This is a genomic window from Acetobacter malorum (genome assembly GCF_001580615.1).
Classification (GTDB): Bacteria; Pseudomonadota; Alphaproteobacteria; order Acetobacterales; family Acetobacteraceae; genus Acetobacter; species Acetobacter malorum.
The window spans coordinates 203,603-222,838 of sequence record NZ_LHZC01000057.1; the positions used below are offsets into that span (position 1 = coordinate 203,603).

Consider the following 19,236-nt stretch of genomic DNA (forward strand, 5'->3'; position numbering starts at 1 on the left):
CCGCAGGGCTGCATTGCAGCCTCTGCTGTCCACTCTAGCTGTCAGGTGAAACGAGCCGCGCGCCCTATGGATGATCATACCACGGACACACGATCCGATTCACCCACGCCTCCTCCCCGCACATCAAGCCGGAAAAAGCGTCTCCTCTGGGGCGGCGTTGCCGTTGTTGGCGTCTGCGTGCTGGCGTTTGCCTTCCTGCGCCCGCACCACACGGCCACAACAGGCAAGCATTCCAGCCGCCATGCCGCGGCCGATAGCAGCACGGTTCAGCCTGTTGCCGTGCAGGTCGTCAAAACCGGCACCATGCCGGTGGTTCTGACGGAACTTGGTACGGTTGTACCCGTCACCAACGTGACGGTGCAAACCCGTGTTGAGGGCTACCTGATGCAGGTGCTCTTCACGGAAGGCCAGCATGTGCATGCCGGTGACCTTCTGGCCGTGATCGACCCGCGCCCGTATGAAGTGCAGCTGGCCCAGTATGAAGGCCAGCTTGAGCGGGATAAAGCCCAGCTTGCGCAGGCCCGCGTGGATAATGCCCGGTATCAGCGCCTGATCAAGCAGGACAGTATCGACGCCAAAACGGCGCGGGATCAGGAATTTCTGGTCCAGCAGTATGAAGGCACCGTCAAGTCCGATCAGGCGCTGGTGGATAACCAGAAACTTCAGCTGATCTACTGTCACATCACCGCTCCGGTGGATGGCCGTATTGGTATCCGTGCGGTGGATAAGGGCAACTATGTCAGCGCTGGTCAGTCCGGCGGGCTGGCTGTGCTGACCCAGATGCAGCCTATTTCCGTCATCTTCACGCTCCCGCAGGATCAGCTCCCGCAGGTCGCGGAACAACTCCGCGCCAAGGGCTCCCTGAAGGTGGAAGCATGGGACAGCTCAAACAGCACCAAAATTGCTGATGGCACGGTGAGCACACTGGACAGCCAGATTGATACCGCCACCGGCACCGTTCGCCTGCGCGCCCTCTATCCCAATACTGATGAGCATCTGTTCCCCAACCAGTTCGTGAATGCACGCCTGCTGGTGAAGGATCTGGAAAACGTCATTCTCGTGCCCTCCACTTCTCTGCAGACAGGCCCCTCCGGCCAGTTTGTCTATGTGGTCAAGGCGGACAACACGGTAGAAGTCCGTCAGGTCAACATCGGGATTTCTGACGGCACGAATACAGTCGTGAAGACCGGCCTGAAGGCCGGGGACCGCGTTGTGACCGACGGCGTGGACCACCTGCGTGCCGGGACCAAAGTCACTATTCCTGACGCTAAAACAGCGGCCGACACATCTCCCACCACCACACCTGCCGGTACGCCTGCCCAGTGAACCCCTCCAGCCTCTTTATCCGCAGGCCCGTCGCCACGACGCTCCTGATGCTCGCCATTCTGATGAGCGGGCTTCTGGGCTATCACTTCCTCCCGGTCTCAGCACTACCGCAGGTGGATTACCCCACCATTACGGTGGAGACGTTCTACCCCGGCGCCGGGCCGGATGTGATGGCGACCTCTGTCACCGCTCCGCTGGAAACCCAGTTTGGCGAGATGCCGGGGCTGGACCAGATGACCTCGCGCTCCTCCGGGGGCGCGTCCGTCATTACCTTGCGTTTCAACCTCACCATGTCCATGGATGTGGCGGAGCAGGAAGTGCAGGCGGCCATCAATCAGGCCAATTCCCTTCTGCCGACTGACCTTCCGGCGCCACCGGTCTACGCCAAGGTCAACCCGGCAGACACACCCGTTCTGACGCTGGGCATCACGTCCTCCACCATCCCTCTGCCGGAAGTGGAAGACTATGTTGATACCCGTCTGGCCCAGAAAATCAGCCAGATTTCCGGCGTCGGGCTGGTCACGCTCTCGGGCGGCAACCGCAAGGCCATTCGCGTCCGCGTCAACATCCCCAAACTCACGTCTTACGGGATTGATCTGGATACGCTGCGCACCACCATTGGCAACGTCAACGTCAACTCCCCGACCGGCACGTTTGATGGCGCAACCCGTGCGGCAACGCTGCGGGTTGATGGCCAGATTACCAATGTGGACATGCTGCTTAATCAGGTTATCGCCTATCAGAACAGCGGGCCTGTCCGTATCCGGGATGTCGCGACCGTCGTCATCGGCCCGGAAAATACCCAGCTTGCCGCATGGTCCAACCTGACGCCGGCGCTGATCATGAATGTGCAGCGCCAGCCGGGTGCCAACGTTATTTCCGTGGTGGACAATATTCAGGCCGCCCTGCCCGTGCTGCGCAAGGCGCTGCCGCCGGGTATTGATATTGTCCCGCTGACAGACCGCACCACCACCATCCGCGCCTCCGTCTCTGACGTGGAATTCGAGCTGTTTCTGGCACTCGTGCTGGTTGTTGGCGTGATCTTCGTCTTCCTGCGCAACATTCCGGCCACCATCATCCCCAGCCTGTCCGTGCCGCTGTCCATTATCGGCACGCTGGCCATCATGTATCTGCTCGGCTTCTCGCTCGATAACCTCTCGCTCATGGCTCTGACCATCGCCACCGGCTTTGTGGTGGATGATGCCATCGTGATGATCGAGAACATCTCGCGTTACGTGGAAGCGGGCGAAGACCGGATGACCGCCGCCATCAAAGGTGCGGGGGAAATCGGCTTCACCATTATCTCCCTGACCATCTCGCTGATTGCAGTGCTGATCCCGCTGCTGTTCATGGGTGATGTGGTCGGCCGCCTGTTCCATGAATTTGCGCTGACGCTGTCCATCACCATCGTGCTGTCCGCCGTGGTCTCGCTCACACTGGTGCCCATGATGTGCGCCCGCATCCTCAGCGAGCGCCCGCATGATGAAGCCCACGCCACCACCGCCTTCCAGCGCTGGTCCGCCCGCATGGAAGTGGCAACGGAAAAGCTGATTGCCGGGTATGACCGCGCTCTGGATGTCGTTCTGGCCCACCGGGTTCTGACCCTGTGCGTGGCCGTTGGCACACTGGTGCTGACGGGCGTTCTGGCTCTGGTCATCCCCAAGGGGTTCTTCCCCGCGCAGGATACCGGCGTCATTCAGGGTATTTCCGTCGCGTCTCAGGCCATCTCGTTCGAGAGCATGAAGGAACACCAGCAGGCGCTGGCGCGTGTGCTGCTGAAAGACCCGGATGTGGTCTCCCTCTCCTCCTTTGTGGGTGTTGATGGGCAGAACGCCACGCTGAATCAGGGCCGCTTCCTCATCAACCTGCGCCCGCATGATGACCGCTCAGACAGCGCTGCAACCATTGCGCGGCGTCTGGCGGAGGAAACCTCGCAGGTGGCCGGGATCAAGCTGTATATGCAGCCCATTCAGGATCTCTCGCTGGATACAACCGTCACCGCCACGCAGTATCAGTTCCTGCTGGAAAACCCGGATGCCACAGCCTTCAACACGTGGATCCCCAAACTGCTGGACCGCCTGCGGCAGGAACCGGCTCTGACCGATGTCACGTCTGACCTTCAGGCCGAAGGGCTGGTGGCGCATGTCACGCTGGATCGCACCACCGGGGCGCGTTACTCCATCACACCGCAGACCATTGATAACGTGCTGTATGACTCCTTTGGCCAGCGGCAGATTTCCACCATCTACACGCAGTCCAACCAGTACCGCGTCATTCTGGAAGCCGACCCGGCCTTCCAGACCAATCTGGCCTCGCTCAACCAGATTTATCTGCCGGGTATTGGCGGGAACTCAGGGGAAAGTGCTTCCGGCCCGACCCGCTCGCCCACCTCCGGACTGGTGCCTCTGGCGGCTGTCACGACGGTGACAAAAGGCAAGGCCCCGCTGCTGATTACGCATTTCGGGCAGTTCCCCGCCACGACGGTCTCTTTCAACCTCGCACCCGGCTATGCGCTGGGGGATGCCACAGCGGCCATTCGCAAGGTGGAAGAAGAGATCAAACTGCCGTCGTCCTTCCAGACATCCTTTCAGGGCACGGCAGCCGCGTTTGAAGGCTCGCTCAGCAACGAACTGTTCCTCGTCGCGGCGGCGCTGATCGCGGTCTATATCGTGCTGGGTATTCTCTACGAGAGCTTCATCCACCCCATCACCATTCTCTCCACCCTGCCCTCCGCCGCCATTGGCGCACTGCTGACGCTGATTGTGGCCGGGGTTGATCTGGATGTGATGGGCATTATCGGCATCGTGCTGCTGATTGGCATCGTCAAGAAAAACGCCATCATGATGATCGACTTCGCGCTGGATGCTGAGCGCGAACACGGCATGGACTCCCTCCAGTCCATCCGTCAGGCCGCCACCCTGCGTTTCCGTCCCATTCTGATGACGACACTGGCTGCCATGCTGGGTGCTGTGCCGATGGTCATTTCCAATGGCACGGGGTCTGAACTGCGTTACCCGCTTGGGCTGACCATTATCGGCGGTCTGGCGCTCTCGCAGTTGCTCACGCTGTTCACCACACCGGTGATCTATCTGACGCTGGATACGTGGGCGCACCGCTGGAACACATGGCGGCACCGTAATGACCTGCCTCCCACCCAGTCTCCTCCAGCCGGACAGGTTAACTCGTGAACTTCAGCCGGATCTTTATTGACCGGCCTGTTGCCACCATTCTTCTGACCGTAGCGCTCCTGCTTGCCGGGGTGCTGGGGTACAGAAGCCTGCCCGTTTCGGACCTGCCAAACGTCGATTTCCCGGTCATTCAGGTGCAGGCCCGTCAGGCTGGCGGCTCACCGGAAGAAATCGCCAGTGCAGTCGCGGCACCGCTGGAGCGGCATCTGGGCCAGATTGCGGACCTCACGGAAATGACGTCCCAGTCCTCCCAGAACACAACGCGCATCACCCTTCAGTTCGCGCTCTCGCGGGACATCAACGGCGCTGCGCGTGATGTGGAGGCCGCCCTGCAGGCCGCCCATGCGGATCTGCCATCCTCCCTGCGGCAAAACCCGTCCTACTCCAAAGCCAACCCCAACGGTGCGCCCATCCTGATTCTGGCGCTCACGTCAGACACGCACACCCAGCCACAGCTGTATGATTACGCGACCAACGTTCTGGAACAGCAGCTTTCGCAAATTGAAGGCGTGGGGGAAGTAGAAATCAGCGGGAGTGCGCTTCCGGCTGTGCGTGTGGAAATCAACCCACACCCGCTCTACAAATACGGCATCAGCTTTGAAGACGTCCGGGCAGCGCTGGCCTCCGCCAACGCCAACACGCCCAAAGGCATTGTGGACCAGAACGGCCTGCGCTTTACGCTGGATACAAACGATCAGGCCCGCAGCGCGCAGGATTATCGGGACCTGATTATTGCCTGGCGCAACAACCGCCCGGTGCGGCTGTCGGACGTGGCCTATGTGCAGGACAGCGTGGAAGACCTCCGCAACGCAGGCTATTATAACGGCTCCCGCTCCGTCATTGCCGTTGTCTTCCCGCAAGCTGGGGCGAACACCATCAAGACGGTGGATCAGATCAACGCCAAAATGCCCCTCCTGCGGGCCGCCCTGCCGGGAGGCGTGGACCTGCACGTGGGGCTGGACCGTTCTCTAACCATCCGGGCCTCGCTGGAAGATACGCAATATACGCTGATTATTTCCGTGGTGCTGGTCGTGCTGGTGGTGCTGGCCTTCCTGCATTCCGGCCGCATGACGCTGATCCCCGCCGTGGTGGTGCCAACCTCTATTGTCGCAACGTTTGGCGTAATGGCTGCCCTTGGTTATTCGCTGGACAATATGTCCCTGATGGCACTGACCGTTTCCACGGGCTTTGTGGTGGATGATGCCATCGTGGTGATGGAAAATATCGCCCGCTATATCGAGCAGGGCTATTCCGCGCGGGATGCCGCCATCCGCGGCACCGGAGAAGTCGCCTTTACGGTGCTGTCCATCTCCATTTCGCTCATTGCCGTCTTCCTGCCCATCCTGCTGCTGGGCGGGCTGGCGGGGCGACTGTTTCATGAATTTGCGATGACGGTCTCCATCACCATTCTGGTGTCCATGGTGCTGTCCCTCACCCTCACCCCCATGATGGCCGCGCAACTGCTCACGCCACGCAAGCCCGGCAGCACCCCGGCCTTCCTGCGTCACACTGCCGCCGCCATCACCACGGTGCTCAACCACCTGCAGGCAGGATATACGCGCACGCTGGATATGGCGCTTAGCCACCGTAAACTGGTGCTGCTCAGCCTGCCGCTCACACTTGCGCTGATTGTGGCGCTGTTTATTCAGATGCCCAAAGGCTTCTTCCCCACCGAAGATACCGGCATGCTGATGGGCCATTTGCAGGGTGACCAGTCCATTTCCTTTACCGCTCTGTCCCAAAAGCTGGTGGATGTTCAGAAGACCATTCTGAAAGACAAGGACGTGCAGAGCGTCTCCAGCTTTATCGGCGGGCGCGGCTCCAATCAGGCCAACCTGTTTCTGCAACTCAAGGACAAAGCCGACCGCTCAGACACGCCGACAGATCTGATCGCCCGCGTCACGCGCAAGCTGAGCCATCTGGTGGGCGCACAGTTCTTCCTCATGCAGCCCGGCGCCGTGCGGGCCGGGGCGCGGCAGAGCAACGCCGCCTACCAGTATACGCTGGAAGGTGAGTCCGCCTCCGAACTCTATACATGGACCAGCAAGTTACTGGCCGCCTTGCAGCACAGAACAGAATTCACGGATCTCTCTTCGGATGTTCAGCAGGGCGGCTCCGCCATTGATGTGCAGATTGACCGCAACACGTCATCACGGGTGCAGATCACACCTCAGCTTCTGGCCAATACGCTGTATGATGCGTTCGGTCAGCGTTCCGCCTCGGTGATTTATAACGCCCTCAATCAGTATCATGTGGTGATGGAAGCGGACCCACAGCACTGGTCCAGCCCCAATTCGCTCAATCAGGTGTGGATCAGTGTCTCCGGTGGGTCTGCCGGGGGTGGCACCAAGTCCAATACCGTGCGTGTCCGGCGAGATTCCACAGGCAGGGATTCCGCAGGCAATAGCAGCTCTTCCAGTTTGAGCAGTCAGTCTTTCAGAAACCAGATTGCCAATGCTCTGGCTGGTGGCGCCAGCGCCTCCAATGGGTCGGCGGTCAGCACCTCATCGGAAACCATGGTGCCGCTTACGCTGGTCTCCAAACTGGTGCCGGCCAAAACAGCGCTGTCCATCAACCATCAGGGGCAGTCTGTCGCCACCACCATCTCGTTCAATCTGGCCAAGGGTATCTCGCTGGGGACGGCCACGCAGGTCCTGCAGGCAGCGCAGGTGTCCCTGCATATGCCGCCGACCATCCACGGCAGTTTTGCAGGCAATGCCGCGCAGTTCCAGCAGACGGTGAATGACGAACCCATCCTGATTCTGGCAGCCCTCGCCGCCGTCTATATTACACTGGGCGTGCTGTATGAGAGCTACGTGCATCCGCTGACCATCCTCTCCACCCTGCCCTCCGCAGGCGTTGGCGCTCTGCTGGCGCTGCAACTGGCTGGCGAGGAATTTTCGCTCATCGCCATGATTGGCGTGATTCTGCTGATCGGCATCGTCAAGAAAAACGCCATCATGCTGGTGGACTTCGCTATTGAAGCCGAGCGAGACCAGAACCTGTCCTCGCTGGAGGCTATCCGCACGGCCTGCCTGTTACGTTTTCGCCCTATTATGATGACGTCTGTCGCAGCGGCCCTCGGGGCTGCCCCGCTGATTGTCGCAAACGGCTACGGCGCCGAGTTGCGCCGCCCGCTGGGAATTGCGATTGTGGGCGGCCTTATCGTCAGTCAGGCGCTCACGCTCTATACAACGCCCGTTATTTACCTTGTGCTGGATGGGTTGCGCCTGCGCTTTACCCGACGGCGCACCCGCTCCCTCCGCCTTTCTCACAACATGCAAGATACCTGATACGCCCGATGAAGCATTTCCCCCTCCGTCCGTCTTCTCGCCGCCTGAGTATCCTGCTGGCACCGCTTGTTCTCGCAGGCTGCATGGTCGGCCCCAGCTACAAGCGTCCGTCCGCCATTGTCTCCCCGCAGTTCAAGGAACTGCGCCCGGCACCGGGCTGGAATTATGCCAAACCCGCTTTAGCCGAGCTGCCCAAGGGCACATGGTGGACGATTTATAACGACCCCATACTGAACGAGCTGGAAGCACAGGTCGCGCTGAACAACCAGAACGTGCTGGAATATGACGCCCGCTACCGGAACGCCCGTGCGACCATCAACTCGGTGCGCGCCCAGCTTTACCCAACCCTCAGCGGATCCCTCTCCTTCAACCGGCAGAGTTCCGGCCGAGGCTCACGCTCATCCGGCACCATCATCAATTACGGTGGGGATAGCTCCTCCTCGGGGTACACCCCGTCCAACAGCACTGAAAACACTTATGGCATGGGGCCAACGGCCTCGTGGGATCTGGATCTGTGGGGCAAAATCCGCCGCCAGATTCAGGCACAGGTGACGGAAGCACAGGCCACCGCAGCGGACCTCGCCAATGCGCGTCTGTCCTATCAGGCGCAGCTGGCCACGGCGTATTTCAACATGCGCTATCAGGACAGCCTGCATGACCTGCTGGAGCGGAACGTAAAGTTCTATGAACGCTCCTACCAGATCACCAAAAACCAATATGACGCCGGGACGGCCACGCCGACCACGCTGCTGCAGGCGCAGACCCAGCTGGAGCAGACCCGCGCCCAGTCCACCGCCACACAGGCGGCCCGCGCACAGTATGAACACGCCATTGCCATTCTGATTGGCAAGCCCCCGGCGGAAGTCTCCATTGCCCCCGGTGCCCTGCCCCGCAGCATCCCGGCCATTCCGGTAACGGTCCCTGCGGACCTGCTGCAACGCCGCCCGGACGTAGCCGCGGCGGAACGCCGGATGGAAGAATATAACGCCCAGATTGGCGCTGCCATTGCGGCCTTCTTCCCGGACGTGAAGCTCCAGGCTTCCTATTCCTACAGCGGAGACCCGGTGGGCACGCTGGTGCAGGTGGCCAATCGAATCTGGTCTCTGGGGGCTTCGGCTACGGAAACGCTGTTCTCCGGTGGCAGCCGCACCGCCGCCGTGCATGAAGCCAACGCCAATTATGACTATTACGTCGCCACCTACCGCCAGACCGTGCTGACCGCACTGCAAGGCGTGGAAGATCAGCTGGCTAACCTGCGCGTTCTGGCTCAGCAGGCTGACCAGCAGGATGTGGCCGTCAAAGCCTCAAACCGTGCCGTTACGGTGGCGCTCAACCAGTATATGGCCGGCACCGAGATTTATACGACCGTCATCACGTCAGAAGTCACCGCACTCTCCAACGCAGAGACCGCGCTCCAGATCCAGCAAAACCGGATGCTGGATTCTGTAACGCTGATTGAAAATCTGGGCGGCGGCTGGGATGCGGCCGAACTCCCCAGCAAGAACTCCATGCAGACGGATAATCCGTTCCTGCCGTCTTTCATTCAGAAAGACAAAAACTGAGGTTACAAAAAAGCCCCTCTCCTTTCGGACAGGGGCTTTTTTATTAAAGCGGGCTGAACCGTTTATCGGGTGAGCGACCGGCCTGCCAGCAGGGCAATGACCAGAAACACCACGAACAGAACAATCGCGATAAAGAACAGAATTTTTGCCATTCCGGCAGCAGCGGAAGAAATTCCGCCAAAGCCGAACAGGCCCGCGATGATGGAGATAACCAGAAAGAAAAGCGCCATTTTCAGCATGTACATACGTCCTTATGTTTTTTGAACCAACAGACCCGTCGGTTGCTTTAAATCAGGATTTGCGGGCAATCACAGCGCCCAAAATAAAACCAAGCAGGCCAGCCACTGAGGCAGCGATAACAGGCTGGTCAGCAACACAGTCCCGCACCGCATCCAGAGCAGCACGGCTCTTACTGCAGGAGGCCAGATCTTCCGCCTGGTCCTTCTCCTTGTTCAAAAGGTTTTCAGCGCCGTCCTGCACGCGGCCAACGCCGTCTTCCAGTTTGTGCTCAACTGTTTTTTCGTCGCTCATAGGACACCCTCCCCTTACTCATGACTCCTCATAACGCACTCTTGCGCAGAGAGATGCGTCATGACGGCACTTTATTGGAAAAAAATTAAATTTCAGCAGAACGCCAGTAAGGCGCGCCACCGGGGTCCGCTTCTCCGGCAATCATGGCCCGCAGCCGCGCGGCATACATTCTGAAGGCCGGGGAGTCTGGCGTCTTCTGCTCAGCCCCGATCGTCAGCTCTCCGGTAATCCCCGCGGGAGAACCGGACAGCACGACAATACGGGTCGCCAGCTTAAGAGCTTCCTCAATATCATGCGTAACAAACAGCACCGTTTTGTGGGTCTGCTGCCAGATCCGCAGCAGTTCATCCTGCAGGCTGTTGCGCGTAATGGGGTCCAGCGCACCGAAAGGTTCATCCATCAGCAGCAGGTCCGGGTCCACAGTCAGCGCCCGTGCCACGCCAACACGCTGCCGCTGGCCGCCGGAGAGCCGCTTGGGCCAGCGATCAGCCGCCTCTTCCAGCCCGACCAGCCGCAGGGCATCCAGAGCGCGCTCGCGTTTTTCCTGCCGGTTCAGCCCCAGCCCTTCCAGACCAAAGGCAACATTCCGGAGCACAGAGCGCCAGGGCATGAGCCGCGCATCCTGAAAGACCAGCGCCTGCGCCCGACGTTTGCCTGCAGAACGCCCTTCTGCCGCGCCCCCATCATCCGTGGGGCCTGTCACAGTGCCTTCGGACGGCTTGCTCAGCCCCATCAACACCCGCAACAGCGTGGATTTCCCCACGCCGGACGGCCCCAGCAGGGCGACAAACTCACCTTTGTGCAAATTCAGGCTGACGTGACGGAGAATGAAGGTCTCACCGCCATCATGCGAGAGCCCGACATCATCCAGCCGCGCCAGCGGCGTCGCATCACTCATGCCTGCCACCGCAGCACACGCAGACGCACAAACCCGAACAGAAAATCCGTTACCGCATAGAGAAGAGCCATGGTCAGCATATAAACCACAACCACATCAGTCGCCAGAAGGCTGGAGGCCTGCATCATCCGCGCGCCAATACCCGGCACACCAAACAGCTCCGCCGCCACAACCGACATCCAGCCCTGCCCCAGCCCGGTCCTGAGCCCGGCCATAACACCGGGGGCAGAGGCAGGCAGCACAACTTTGAATAAACGCCCCAAAAAGCTGCCATGCCCGAAGGCTGAGGCCAGCTCATACAGTTCCGGGTCCACACTCCGCACCGCCGCATAGGCCGCGTAGAAATTGATCCAGAACACGGAAATGGCGATGACAAAGGTCGCCCCGGATGTGTTCAACCCAAACCACAAGATAGCAAACGGCACCCACGCCAACCCCGGCACCGGGCGCAGCAGATGCACAATGCCGGCCAGAAAGGCATCCAGCACCGGCACCATGCCGCACAGCAGCCCAATCAACGCGCCCAGCACGGAACCGAACAGCAGCCCCAGCGCATAATGGCTCAGGCTATCCAGAATGGCCTGTTGCCAAAACCCGCCATGCACTTCATCCAGCCAGGCCTGCCACAGGGAACTGGGCGCAGGCACCATGCCGGACGGTAGAAGGCCGGTGCGGACCGCCGCTTCCCAGCCTCCAAAAAACACAACCAGACCTAGGCCCGACAGCGCAACGCGCTGCCGTCGGGAAAGAGCAGCCTTCACGGTTTCAGCTGCCGCCACAGGTCCAGATCAAACAGGTCTTCAACCGGCTGTGCCTTACGCAGAAGCCCCTGCTCCACCTCAAAATCCTGCAGCTGCCGCACGCCTTCAACAATGCGGGTCGGGTCGCTCACAAAACGAGAGGCCGAGCCTTCCAGAGCTTTTTTCAGGACATCTTCGCTCAGAATACCGCCACCCAGCGCCTTGGTGACAAACGGAGCGGCTTCATCCGGGTGCGTAGACAGCAGCGTTGTCGCCCGCACAAACAGGCCGCCAAGCACTTTGGCCCAGGCCTGACGGTCCGGCGCATCCGGATTGACAATAGCCAGCACAGAACCGGGCTGGTCCGGCAGCAGATCATGCCCGCTGGCCAGCGTTCTGACATCCTTCAGGCGGCTGCGCACGACTGTCAGAGCCGGTTCTCTCAGCACGGCAGCATCAACCGCACCGGCCAGAAAGGCCTGCTGAGCAGCATCAATATCCACACCAATAATGTTTACAGACGACGTGACAGGGTTAATCCCCGAGCGCTTTTGCAGCCAGAACCGCAGCAGGCTATCCGGCACAGAGCCTGACGGCTGAGCGGCAATGCGCGGCAGGCGAGACTGCTCCTGCTTGAATTTATCAAGAATGCCTTTCAGAGCATCAGGAGAAAGACCGCCTTCTGTTCCCGCAGGCAGCAGAGCACTCAGCGCGCCGCGAGAGACTACTTCCAGTTCTTCGACAGACGCAGCCGTCACCACCTTAACGTCAGAACCATGCGCCCGGGCCTGTAACAGCGGCAGAACACCTGCCACATAGGCGTCAATCCGGCCGGACACCAGCGCCTGAATAGCCTGCGGGCCAGAGGTAAAGCGCACGAGGTTGAGGTCCAGCCCGGCTTCCTTCGCCCAGCCTTCACCATCCAGCACAAACAGCGCGGACGACCCCAGAACCGGGATATAGCCGATCCTTACCGGAGTGCCCGCGTGCGCCGCGCCACTCAGCACGGAGAGCGTCAACGCGCCTAAAACCATTAATCGGGAAAACAGCCGTTTCATTTCATCACCACGCTGAGAAAAAGCGTTTAATACCTAACCGCAATAGTGAGAAAATCCAACTCTCTGTCAATGCTACAATCGGAAAGGGAGATTATTCCCTTTCGCCATAGCTGCAGGGTGGATCTGATACCCTGAGAAAAAAACAGGAACGCCCGTGATGGGGGTTGCCCACCACTCCTGCTCCCCTACTCATGCCACTCCGCCGACACCGCAAACAGCAAAAAACCGTGCCCCCTCCTTTCAGATCACCCTGAAAATGGAAGTGGCACGGTTTTTCACAAACCAGACGTCTTCAGACCAGAGAGGTGTTTGCCTCCCGGTTTTTACTGATTACCGACTGCATGCATAGCCGCTTCACGATCGGCCTGTGCTTCATTCAGCTCATCCTTACGGATCTGCGCACGGGCTTCCGGAGAAACCGTGATCATCAGCGTCAGCAGTGCGGAGACGACATACAGACCGCTGAAGATCCAGATCACGCCTTCAACACCGCGCCAGCCTTCAAACCAGGTCACAATCGCCGGGCCAACCCACGTGCTGGCACCAGCTCCCAGCCCCAGAATGGACAGGGCTGCGGCTTTCTCACGCGGGCAAACCTGCGGCATCAGGCCGGACAGCGGCACGAAGGACGCCAGAGACGCGCCATACAGCACACCCATAGCCGCCGCGATGGGGAAGTTATGCGTGAAAGACAGCGGCACGTAATAGAACAGCGGAACAGAGATCGCCGCACCAAGGCCACCACCAATCGCCACAACTGTCCGCGGGCCCAGCTTGTCAGCCATCACCCCGGAAAGCAGGTTGAAGATGATGTTGCTCAGGAACACGATGGACAGCAGTTGCAGCCACTGCTCCAGAGAGAACCCGACCAGCTTGGTAAACACGCCCGGCATGATCACCAGAAAGGCATATTCAGAGGACGTGTTGATGGTGCGGACAATACCGGCCACCAGTGTCTTCGGCTCTCTCCAGATGATGCTGATAGAACCAAACATGGCCTGCTTCAGCGTTACATCCGGCGGGCTGAGGCGCTGCATACCGCGCGGTTCCCGTGTGAACAGCAGAGCCACAAGGCCACCAGCCATCACCAGAATCAGGGAAGACCAGAAGGTGCCCATTTCCCCGATGCGCGGAATGGCGAAGCTGGCAAACAGAGAGCCAAGCGTGGGCAGACCACCGGAGAAGGCAAACCAGAACCAGCCAGCGGCAGAGCCAAGCTGACGGGCTGGCGTTGCCGCAGCAATCCACACCAGAAAGCCATAGGCAAAGAGTGGATAGCCCAGACCACGGGCCGTGTAGGCCACCATCATCATCTGATAATTGTTCGGCTGGAGGCCGAGCAGCAGGAACAGGACTTCAAAAACGCCCCAGATCCAGAGGCCAGCCCACATGACCTTTTTAGGGCCCCACAGGTCAGACAGCGGGCCGGAAAGCCAGGAGGAGATGGAAACAGCAACACCGTAAATGGTAAACAGCAGTGCAACGCGTGTGGAGGACTGCCCCTGCCCTTCCAGGTACGGTGCCAGATACCCGGCTTCAACCCCGTCCCCGATCATGAATAGCAAAAGCCCGACAAAGCCCCAGAGTAAGGGACGTGGTATGCCCATCCTGTCTATTAAGTGTGGTTTTTCCTGCTGTGTTGCTGTCTGCATCTACATGCTCTCCTGACATGCGGTGACGGCACGTAATAAAGACACCTCGCCTCATTGCGGGGGCTTTGGGCGCATCACCTTACGGGACCTTGCGGGAGTGCTCGCAAAGAACCGAAAAAAACGATTTTTGGTTGGGTATTCGTCAGACTTCAGACGAAACAGACAGATCCTGAGATCTCACCCATACAGCCGCTTGGACGGAGAAAAACTCAACATCCGGGCTGATAAAAACGCCCACCGTGGGTGGGCGCCTCTGCCAGTGCGGCAGAAGAGACCGGCATGAAGAAGCCGGCCTCCCAAATCAAACTCTGAAAGCCTCAGGCTGCCAGATCGTGCGATTCCGTCACTTCCGGACGGGGGCCGCTGTCCTGGCCCTTCGCGCTAACATCGCGGTCGACCAGTTCGATCACAGCCATGTCGGCGGCATCGCCATAACGCATGCCAGCGCGCATCACGCGGGAATACCCACCGGTGCGGCCTTTGTAGCGTTCAGCAATCGCGGAGAACAGTTTCTTCACGATCACTTCGTCACGCAGCATGGCATAAGCCTGACGACGTGCATGCAGATCACCACGTTTGCCCAGCGTAATCAGCTTTTCGACGACGGGACGCAGTTCCTTCGCCTTGGGCAGAGTGGTCGTGATCTGCTCGTGTTTGATGAGAGCAACGGCCATGTTGCGAAACATTGCCGCGCGGTGAGAAGAGGTTACGCCGAGCTTTCTGCCGGCCATCCGGTGACGCATAGTTCAGTTCCTAGTCAGTAAGATATGGACTTAGAACGGCTCATCAAGCCGCTTTGCCAGATCTTCAATATTTTCCGGCGGCCAGGCCGGCACATTCATACCCAGAGAAAGCCCCATGGAGGTCAGGACTTCCTTGATCTCGTTCAGAGACTTACGCCCGAAGTTCGGAGTGCGCAGCATTTCCTGCTCGCTCTTCTGGACCAGGTCCCCGATATAGATGATGTTGTCGTTCTTCAGGCAGTTTGCGCTACGAACGGACAGTTCAAGCTCATCCACCTTGCGAAGCAGGTTACGGTTGAAGGGCAGGTCATCCTGCGGCTCTTCAGCCTGAACCGGACGAGGCTCGTCAAAGTTGATGAACAGCTGCAGCTGATCCTGAAGGATTCGGGCAGCAAGAGCAACAGCATCTTCCGGCGTGATGGCGCCGTTGGTTTCCACCGTCAGCAGCAGCTTATCAAAGTCGGTAACCTGCCCAACACGGGTCGGCTCCACTTTGTAAGACACCCGCTTAACTGGAGAATAGATGGCATCAATCGGGATAAGACCGATCGGGGCATCTTCCGGACGGTTTGCAGCAGCAGGGACATAGCCCTTGCCCATGTTCACCACGAATTCCATGCCCAGCTTCACGCCGTCATCCAGCGTGCAGAGAACCAGATCAGGATTCATGACTTCAATGTCATGCCCGGTCTGGATCTGGCCGGCACGCACTTCACCGGGGCCAGTGGCCGTCAGCACCATGCGCTTGGGCCCTTCACCATGCATACGCAGCGCAAGCTGTTTGATGTTCAGGACAATGTCCGTCACATCTTCGCGCACGCCAGCAACGGAAGAGAACTCATGCAGGACGCCGTCAATCTGCACGGCCGTAACAGCAGCCCCCTGCAGGGAAGACAACAGCACACGACGCAGGGCGTTGCCCAGTGTCATACCAAAACCGCGCTCAAGCGGTTCTGCCACAACTGTCGCAATACGTGTCGGTTCCACACCGGATTCGACTTCAAGCTTTTCGGGCTTGATCAGAGATTGCCAGTTTTTCTGAAGGACCAAGGTACCGGCCTTTCAATATGAAAAAACACTGCTGATGCAGCGATTTCTCAGAAAATTAACAGAACAGCGAAAAGACGGCGGCTACCGCGAGGTAGCCGCACAGCCTCAATGCTTAGACGCGACGACGCTTACGCGGGCGGCAACCGTTGTGCGGCACCGGGGTCATGTCACGGATAGAGGTGATGGAAAAACCGACAGCCTGCAGAGCACGCAGAGCGCTCTCACGCCCTGACCCAGGACCGGAGACTTCGATTTCCAGCGTTTCCATGCCGTGTTCACGGGCCTTGCGGCCTGCGTCTTCAGCAGCAACCTGCGCCGCATACGGCGTAGACTTACGGGAGCCTTTGAAGCCCTGAGCACCAGCGGAAGACCAGGAAATTGCATTCCCCTGGGCATCAGAGATGGTGATCATGGTGTTGTTAAACGTGGACAGAACATGTGCCACGCCAGAAATAATGTTCTTGCGCTCTTTTTTACGAATACGCGGTGTAGCGGCTTTCGCCATTGTTTTCCTACCTCAGTCCCTGCCCAGAAGCCCGCAAAAGCCGTCCGGAGATCCTTAACAAATCGGATTAACGCGTGGCTTTCTTTTTACCAGCGATAGCCACAGCCTTACCCTTACGCGTGCGGGCGTTGGTGTGGGTTCTCTGACCATGCACCGGCAGACCGCGACGGTGACGAAGACCGCGATAGCAACCCAGATCCATCAGACGTTTGATGTTCATTGCGACTTCACGACGCAGATCACCTTCAACGCGATAGTCGGTGTCGATCACTTCACGCAGCTTTGCGATTTCGTCATCGCTCAGCTCGTTCACGCGCTTTGCATCGGCAATGCCGACTTTCTCGCAGATCTGAGCCGCTTTGGTTGCGCCAATTCCGTAAATATACTGAAGCCCGATAACAACCCGTTTGTTCGTCGGGACATTCACGCCGGCAATACGTGCCACGCTTTACACTCCTGTCGGTCCAACTCGCTGGTCGAACACTACTGGCATCCACATGGATGCATGATTTCAATCAGTGGCCGCGAAATATACCGGCCACCCGCACAAGTCAACGAAAACAGATCACTTTTTCGTGAGCTGTCACTTCCCAGCCATGACAGCTTCAATGTCTGCCGTGACCTGAGCGGTCGGAAGCATTCCATTAATTTTATAAAGCCGTCCGGTTTTTTCGTAAAAAGGAAGAATCGGAGCCGTAAGATTCCGATATTCCTTCAGGCGCTCCACAACCGTTTCACGCTTGTCGTCCGCCCGACGCTTGAACTCATGGCTTCCGCACACATCACACTCGCCTTCCTTCTGGGGAGGCTTGGAGACTTCGTTGTACGTCGCGCCACACTTGCTGCACGTAAAGCGGCCGGAGATTCGGTCTGCCAGAATGTCTTCATCAACATCCAGAAACAGAACCACATCTATTTTTTTATTTTCGGCAGACAGCATCTTATCCAGAGCATCTGCCTGCCCGAGCGTGCGCGGGAATCCATCCAGGATGAATCCTTTTGCACAATCAGGCTGCGCAATCCGGGAGTGCAGCATGGCGATAATCAGATCATCCGGCACCAGTCGCCCGGCATCCATGAGTGATTTCGCCTGCTTCCCGATGTCAGACCCCCGGGCAACTTCTGCACGCAGCATGTCCCCCGTTGAGATCTGCACCAGACCGTATTGCTCTTCCAGCCGCTTGGACTGCGTCCCCTTCCCGGCACCGGGAGGTCCCAGAAAAATAACGTTCATCGTCTGATAATCCTCTGCTTCTTGCCTCCACGGGAGCGCCGCATAAGCCCCTGATACTGATGCGCGACAAGATGCGACTGCACCTGCGTCACGGTATCAATCGTGACTGACACGATAATGATCAGACTGGTGCCACCAAAGTAGAACGGCACGTTGTAACGGCTGATCAGAATCTGCGGCAGCAGACACACAAGAACCATGTAGGCAGCGCCAATCGTCGTCAGGCGCGTCAGAATCTTATCAAAGTAGGTTGCCGTCGCAGCACCGGGACGAATCCCGGGAATAAAGCCTCCCTGCTTGCGCAGGTTATCTGCCGTCTCAGCCGGATTGAACGTGACCGCCGCATAGAAATACGAGAAGAACACGATCATCGCCGCGTAGAACAGCATATACAGCGGCTGCCCCTGCCCCAGCTCCTCACCCAGGAACGAAAGCCATCCCGGCATAGACTTGCCGTTCATGAAGCCGGAGATCGTTACAGGGATCAGCAGCACAGATGATGCGAAAATCGGCGGGATTACGCCCGCTGTATTCACTTTGAGAGGCATATGGGTGGTATCCCCCCCAAACATCCTCTGCCCCATCTGACGCTTGGGGTACTGGATCACAACGCGTCGCTGTGCCTGCTCCATGAAAACGATGAACGTGATGGTCACCGCAGCCAGAACAAGAAACACCAACACGAAAAAGGGTGAAAGCGCGCCCGTATAGCCAAGCTGGAACAAGCTTGCCATCGCATGCGGCAGGTTCGCCACAATACCGGCAAAGATAATCAGAGAGATCCCATTCCCAACACCGCGGGAAGTAATCTGTTCACCCAGCCACATCAGGAACATGGTGCCACCCACCAGGGTGATCACGCAGGAAACCAGAAAGAATACGCCGGGGGTAACAACCGCGGATCCTGCCGCACTGTGCATATTCTCAAGACCAACAGCAATGCCGTAAGCCTGAAACAAAGCAATAAATACAGTGAGATAGCGGGTGTACTGATTAAGCTTTTTCCGCCCTTGTTCACCCTCTTTCTTCAAGGCTTCCAGAGAGGGAATAGCCGTAGACATCAGCTGCACGATAATCGAGGCAGAGATGTAAGGCATGATATTCAGGGCAAAAACGGTCATACGCCCAAGCGCACCACCGGTGAACATGTTGAACATGCCCAGAATGCCACCCTGATGCTGGGCCAGCAGCTGCCCCATAACCGTGGCATCCACACCCGGAACCGGGATGTAAGTACCAAGACGGTAAATGATCAGCGCACCAAGAGTGAACCAAATCCGCTTTTTGAGTTCGGTTGCCTTGGCAAAGGAGCCCACATTGAAGTTGGCAGCCAACTGTTCGGCCGCGGAAGCCATGCATCCGTCCTTTCACACAAACAGCGCCACCACGTAACGCGGGACGCTGTCATGATAGTCTAAGAGTTAACCCAGACCACATCTGGAGAGGCATCGGCCAG

16 protein-coding genes are annotated in these 19,236 nt (G+C 58.6%); 4 read left to right on the plus strand and 12 right to left on the minus strand.

What is annotated here, in order from left to right; all coding sequences use genetic code 11:
* Positions 1-66 precede the first annotated feature (66 nt).
* From AD930_RS16440 to AD930_RS16455, 4 genes are read left to right on the plus strand one after another with little or no spacing between them, the layout of a single operon-like run.
* Positions 67-1,326 carry an MdtA/MuxA family multidrug efflux RND transporter periplasmic adaptor subunit gene (locus AD930_RS16440; protein WP_043553296.1) on the plus strand — a complete coding sequence of 420 codons (1,260 nt, stop codon included), beginning with the start codon at positions 67-69 and terminating at the stop codon, positions 1,324-1,326.
* Positions 1,323-4,514 carry an efflux RND transporter permease subunit gene (locus tag AD930_RS16445; protein WP_061507088.1) on the plus strand — a complete coding sequence of 1,064 codons (3,192 nt, stop codon included), beginning with the start codon at positions 1,323-1,325 and terminating at the stop codon, positions 4,512-4,514. Before AD930_RS16440 ends, AD930_RS16445 begins: the two co-directional genes overlap by 4 nt.
* A complete protein-coding gene (locus AD930_RS16450) occupies positions 4,511-7,807 on the plus strand; it encodes an efflux RND transporter permease subunit (protein WP_061507089.1) in 3,297 nt (1,098 codons plus the stop codon). The genes AD930_RS16445 and AD930_RS16450 overlap by 4 nt, the downstream gene beginning before the upstream one ends.
* 8 nt (positions 7,808-7,815) lie before the next feature.
* Entirely contained in the window at positions 7,816-9,369 is a 1,554-nt protein-coding gene (locus AD930_RS16455) for an efflux transporter outer membrane subunit (protein ID WP_061507090.1), read from the plus strand.
* 62 nt (positions 9,370-9,431) lie between these two features.
* Here the strand turns inward: AD930_RS16455 and AD930_RS17555 are convergent, their stop codons facing one another.
* The 12 genes from AD930_RS17555 to secY all read right to left on the minus strand — a co-directional run bounded on the left by AD930_RS17555 (position 9,432) and on the right by secY (position 19,135).
* Positions 9,432-9,608 (minus strand): DUF1328 domain-containing protein, encoded by a 177-nt coding sequence (locus tag AD930_RS17555; protein WP_043552281.1) that lies wholly within the window; start codon positions 9,606-9,608, stop codon positions 9,432-9,434.
* Between the two features lie 52 nt (positions 9,609-9,660).
* Positions 9,661-9,900, minus strand: a complete 240-nt coding sequence (locus AD930_RS16460; protein ID WP_061507091.1) for a hypothetical protein — start codon at positions 9,898-9,900, stop codon at positions 9,661-9,663.
* Positions 9,901-9,985: 85 nt separating this feature from the next.
* Positions 9,986-10,798, minus strand: a complete 813-nt coding sequence (locus AD930_RS16465; protein WP_061507092.1) for an ABC transporter ATP-binding protein — start codon at positions 10,796-10,798, stop codon at positions 9,986-9,988.
* Positions 10,795-11,448, minus strand: a complete 654-nt coding sequence (locus tag AD930_RS16470) for an ABC transporter permease (protein ID WP_233420016.1) — start codon at positions 11,446-11,448, stop codon at positions 10,795-10,797. The genes AD930_RS16465 and AD930_RS16470 overlap by 4 nt, the downstream gene beginning before the upstream one ends.
* A gap of 107 nt (positions 11,449-11,555) precedes the next feature.
* Positions 11,556-12,596, minus strand: coding sequence for an ABC transporter substrate-binding protein (locus AD930_RS16475; RefSeq protein WP_061507093.1), 1,041 nt, complete (start codon positions 12,594-12,596; stop codon positions 11,556-11,558).
* Positions 12,597-12,919: 323 nt separating this feature from the next.
* The gene (locus AD930_RS16480) at positions 12,920-14,248 is read right to left on the minus strand and encodes an MFS transporter (RefSeq protein ID WP_043552276.1); all 1,329 of its coding nucleotides are present in this window, start codon (positions 14,246-14,248) and stop codon (positions 12,920-12,922) included.
* 317 nt (positions 14,249-14,565) lie between these two features.
* Positions 14,566-14,991, minus strand: coding sequence for a 50S ribosomal protein L17 (gene rplQ / locus AD930_RS16485; RefSeq protein WP_043552274.1), 426 nt, complete (start codon positions 14,989-14,991; stop codon positions 14,566-14,568).
* Positions 14,992-15,021: 30 nt separating this feature from the next.
* Complete coding sequence (locus tag AD930_RS16490; protein ID WP_043552272.1) at positions 15,022-16,041, minus strand: DNA-directed RNA polymerase subunit alpha; 1,020 nt, start codon at positions 16,039-16,041, stop codon at positions 15,022-15,024.
* A 112-nt stretch (positions 16,042-16,153) separates the two neighbouring features.
* The gene (rpsK, locus tag AD930_RS16495) at positions 16,154-16,546 is read right to left on the minus strand and encodes a 30S ribosomal protein S11 (protein ID WP_006557780.1); all 393 of its coding nucleotides are present in this window, start codon (positions 16,544-16,546) and stop codon (positions 16,154-16,156) included.
* Positions 16,547-16,613: 67 nt separating this feature from the next.
* Positions 16,614-16,991 (minus strand): 30S ribosomal protein S13, encoded by a 378-nt coding sequence (gene rpsM / locus AD930_RS16500; protein ID WP_025826479.1) that lies wholly within the window; start codon positions 16,989-16,991, stop codon positions 16,614-16,616.
* Between the two features lie 138 nt (positions 16,992-17,129).
* Positions 17,130-17,780, minus strand: a complete 651-nt coding sequence (locus AD930_RS16505; protein WP_043552271.1) for an adenylate kinase — start codon at positions 17,778-17,780, stop codon at positions 17,130-17,132.
* Positions 17,777-19,135 (minus strand): preprotein translocase subunit SecY, encoded by a 1,359-nt coding sequence (gene secY, locus AD930_RS16510; protein ID WP_043552269.1) that lies wholly within the window; start codon positions 19,133-19,135, stop codon positions 17,777-17,779. Before secY ends, AD930_RS16505 begins: the two co-directional genes overlap by 4 nt.
* Positions 19,136-19,236: the final 101 nt, after the last annotated feature.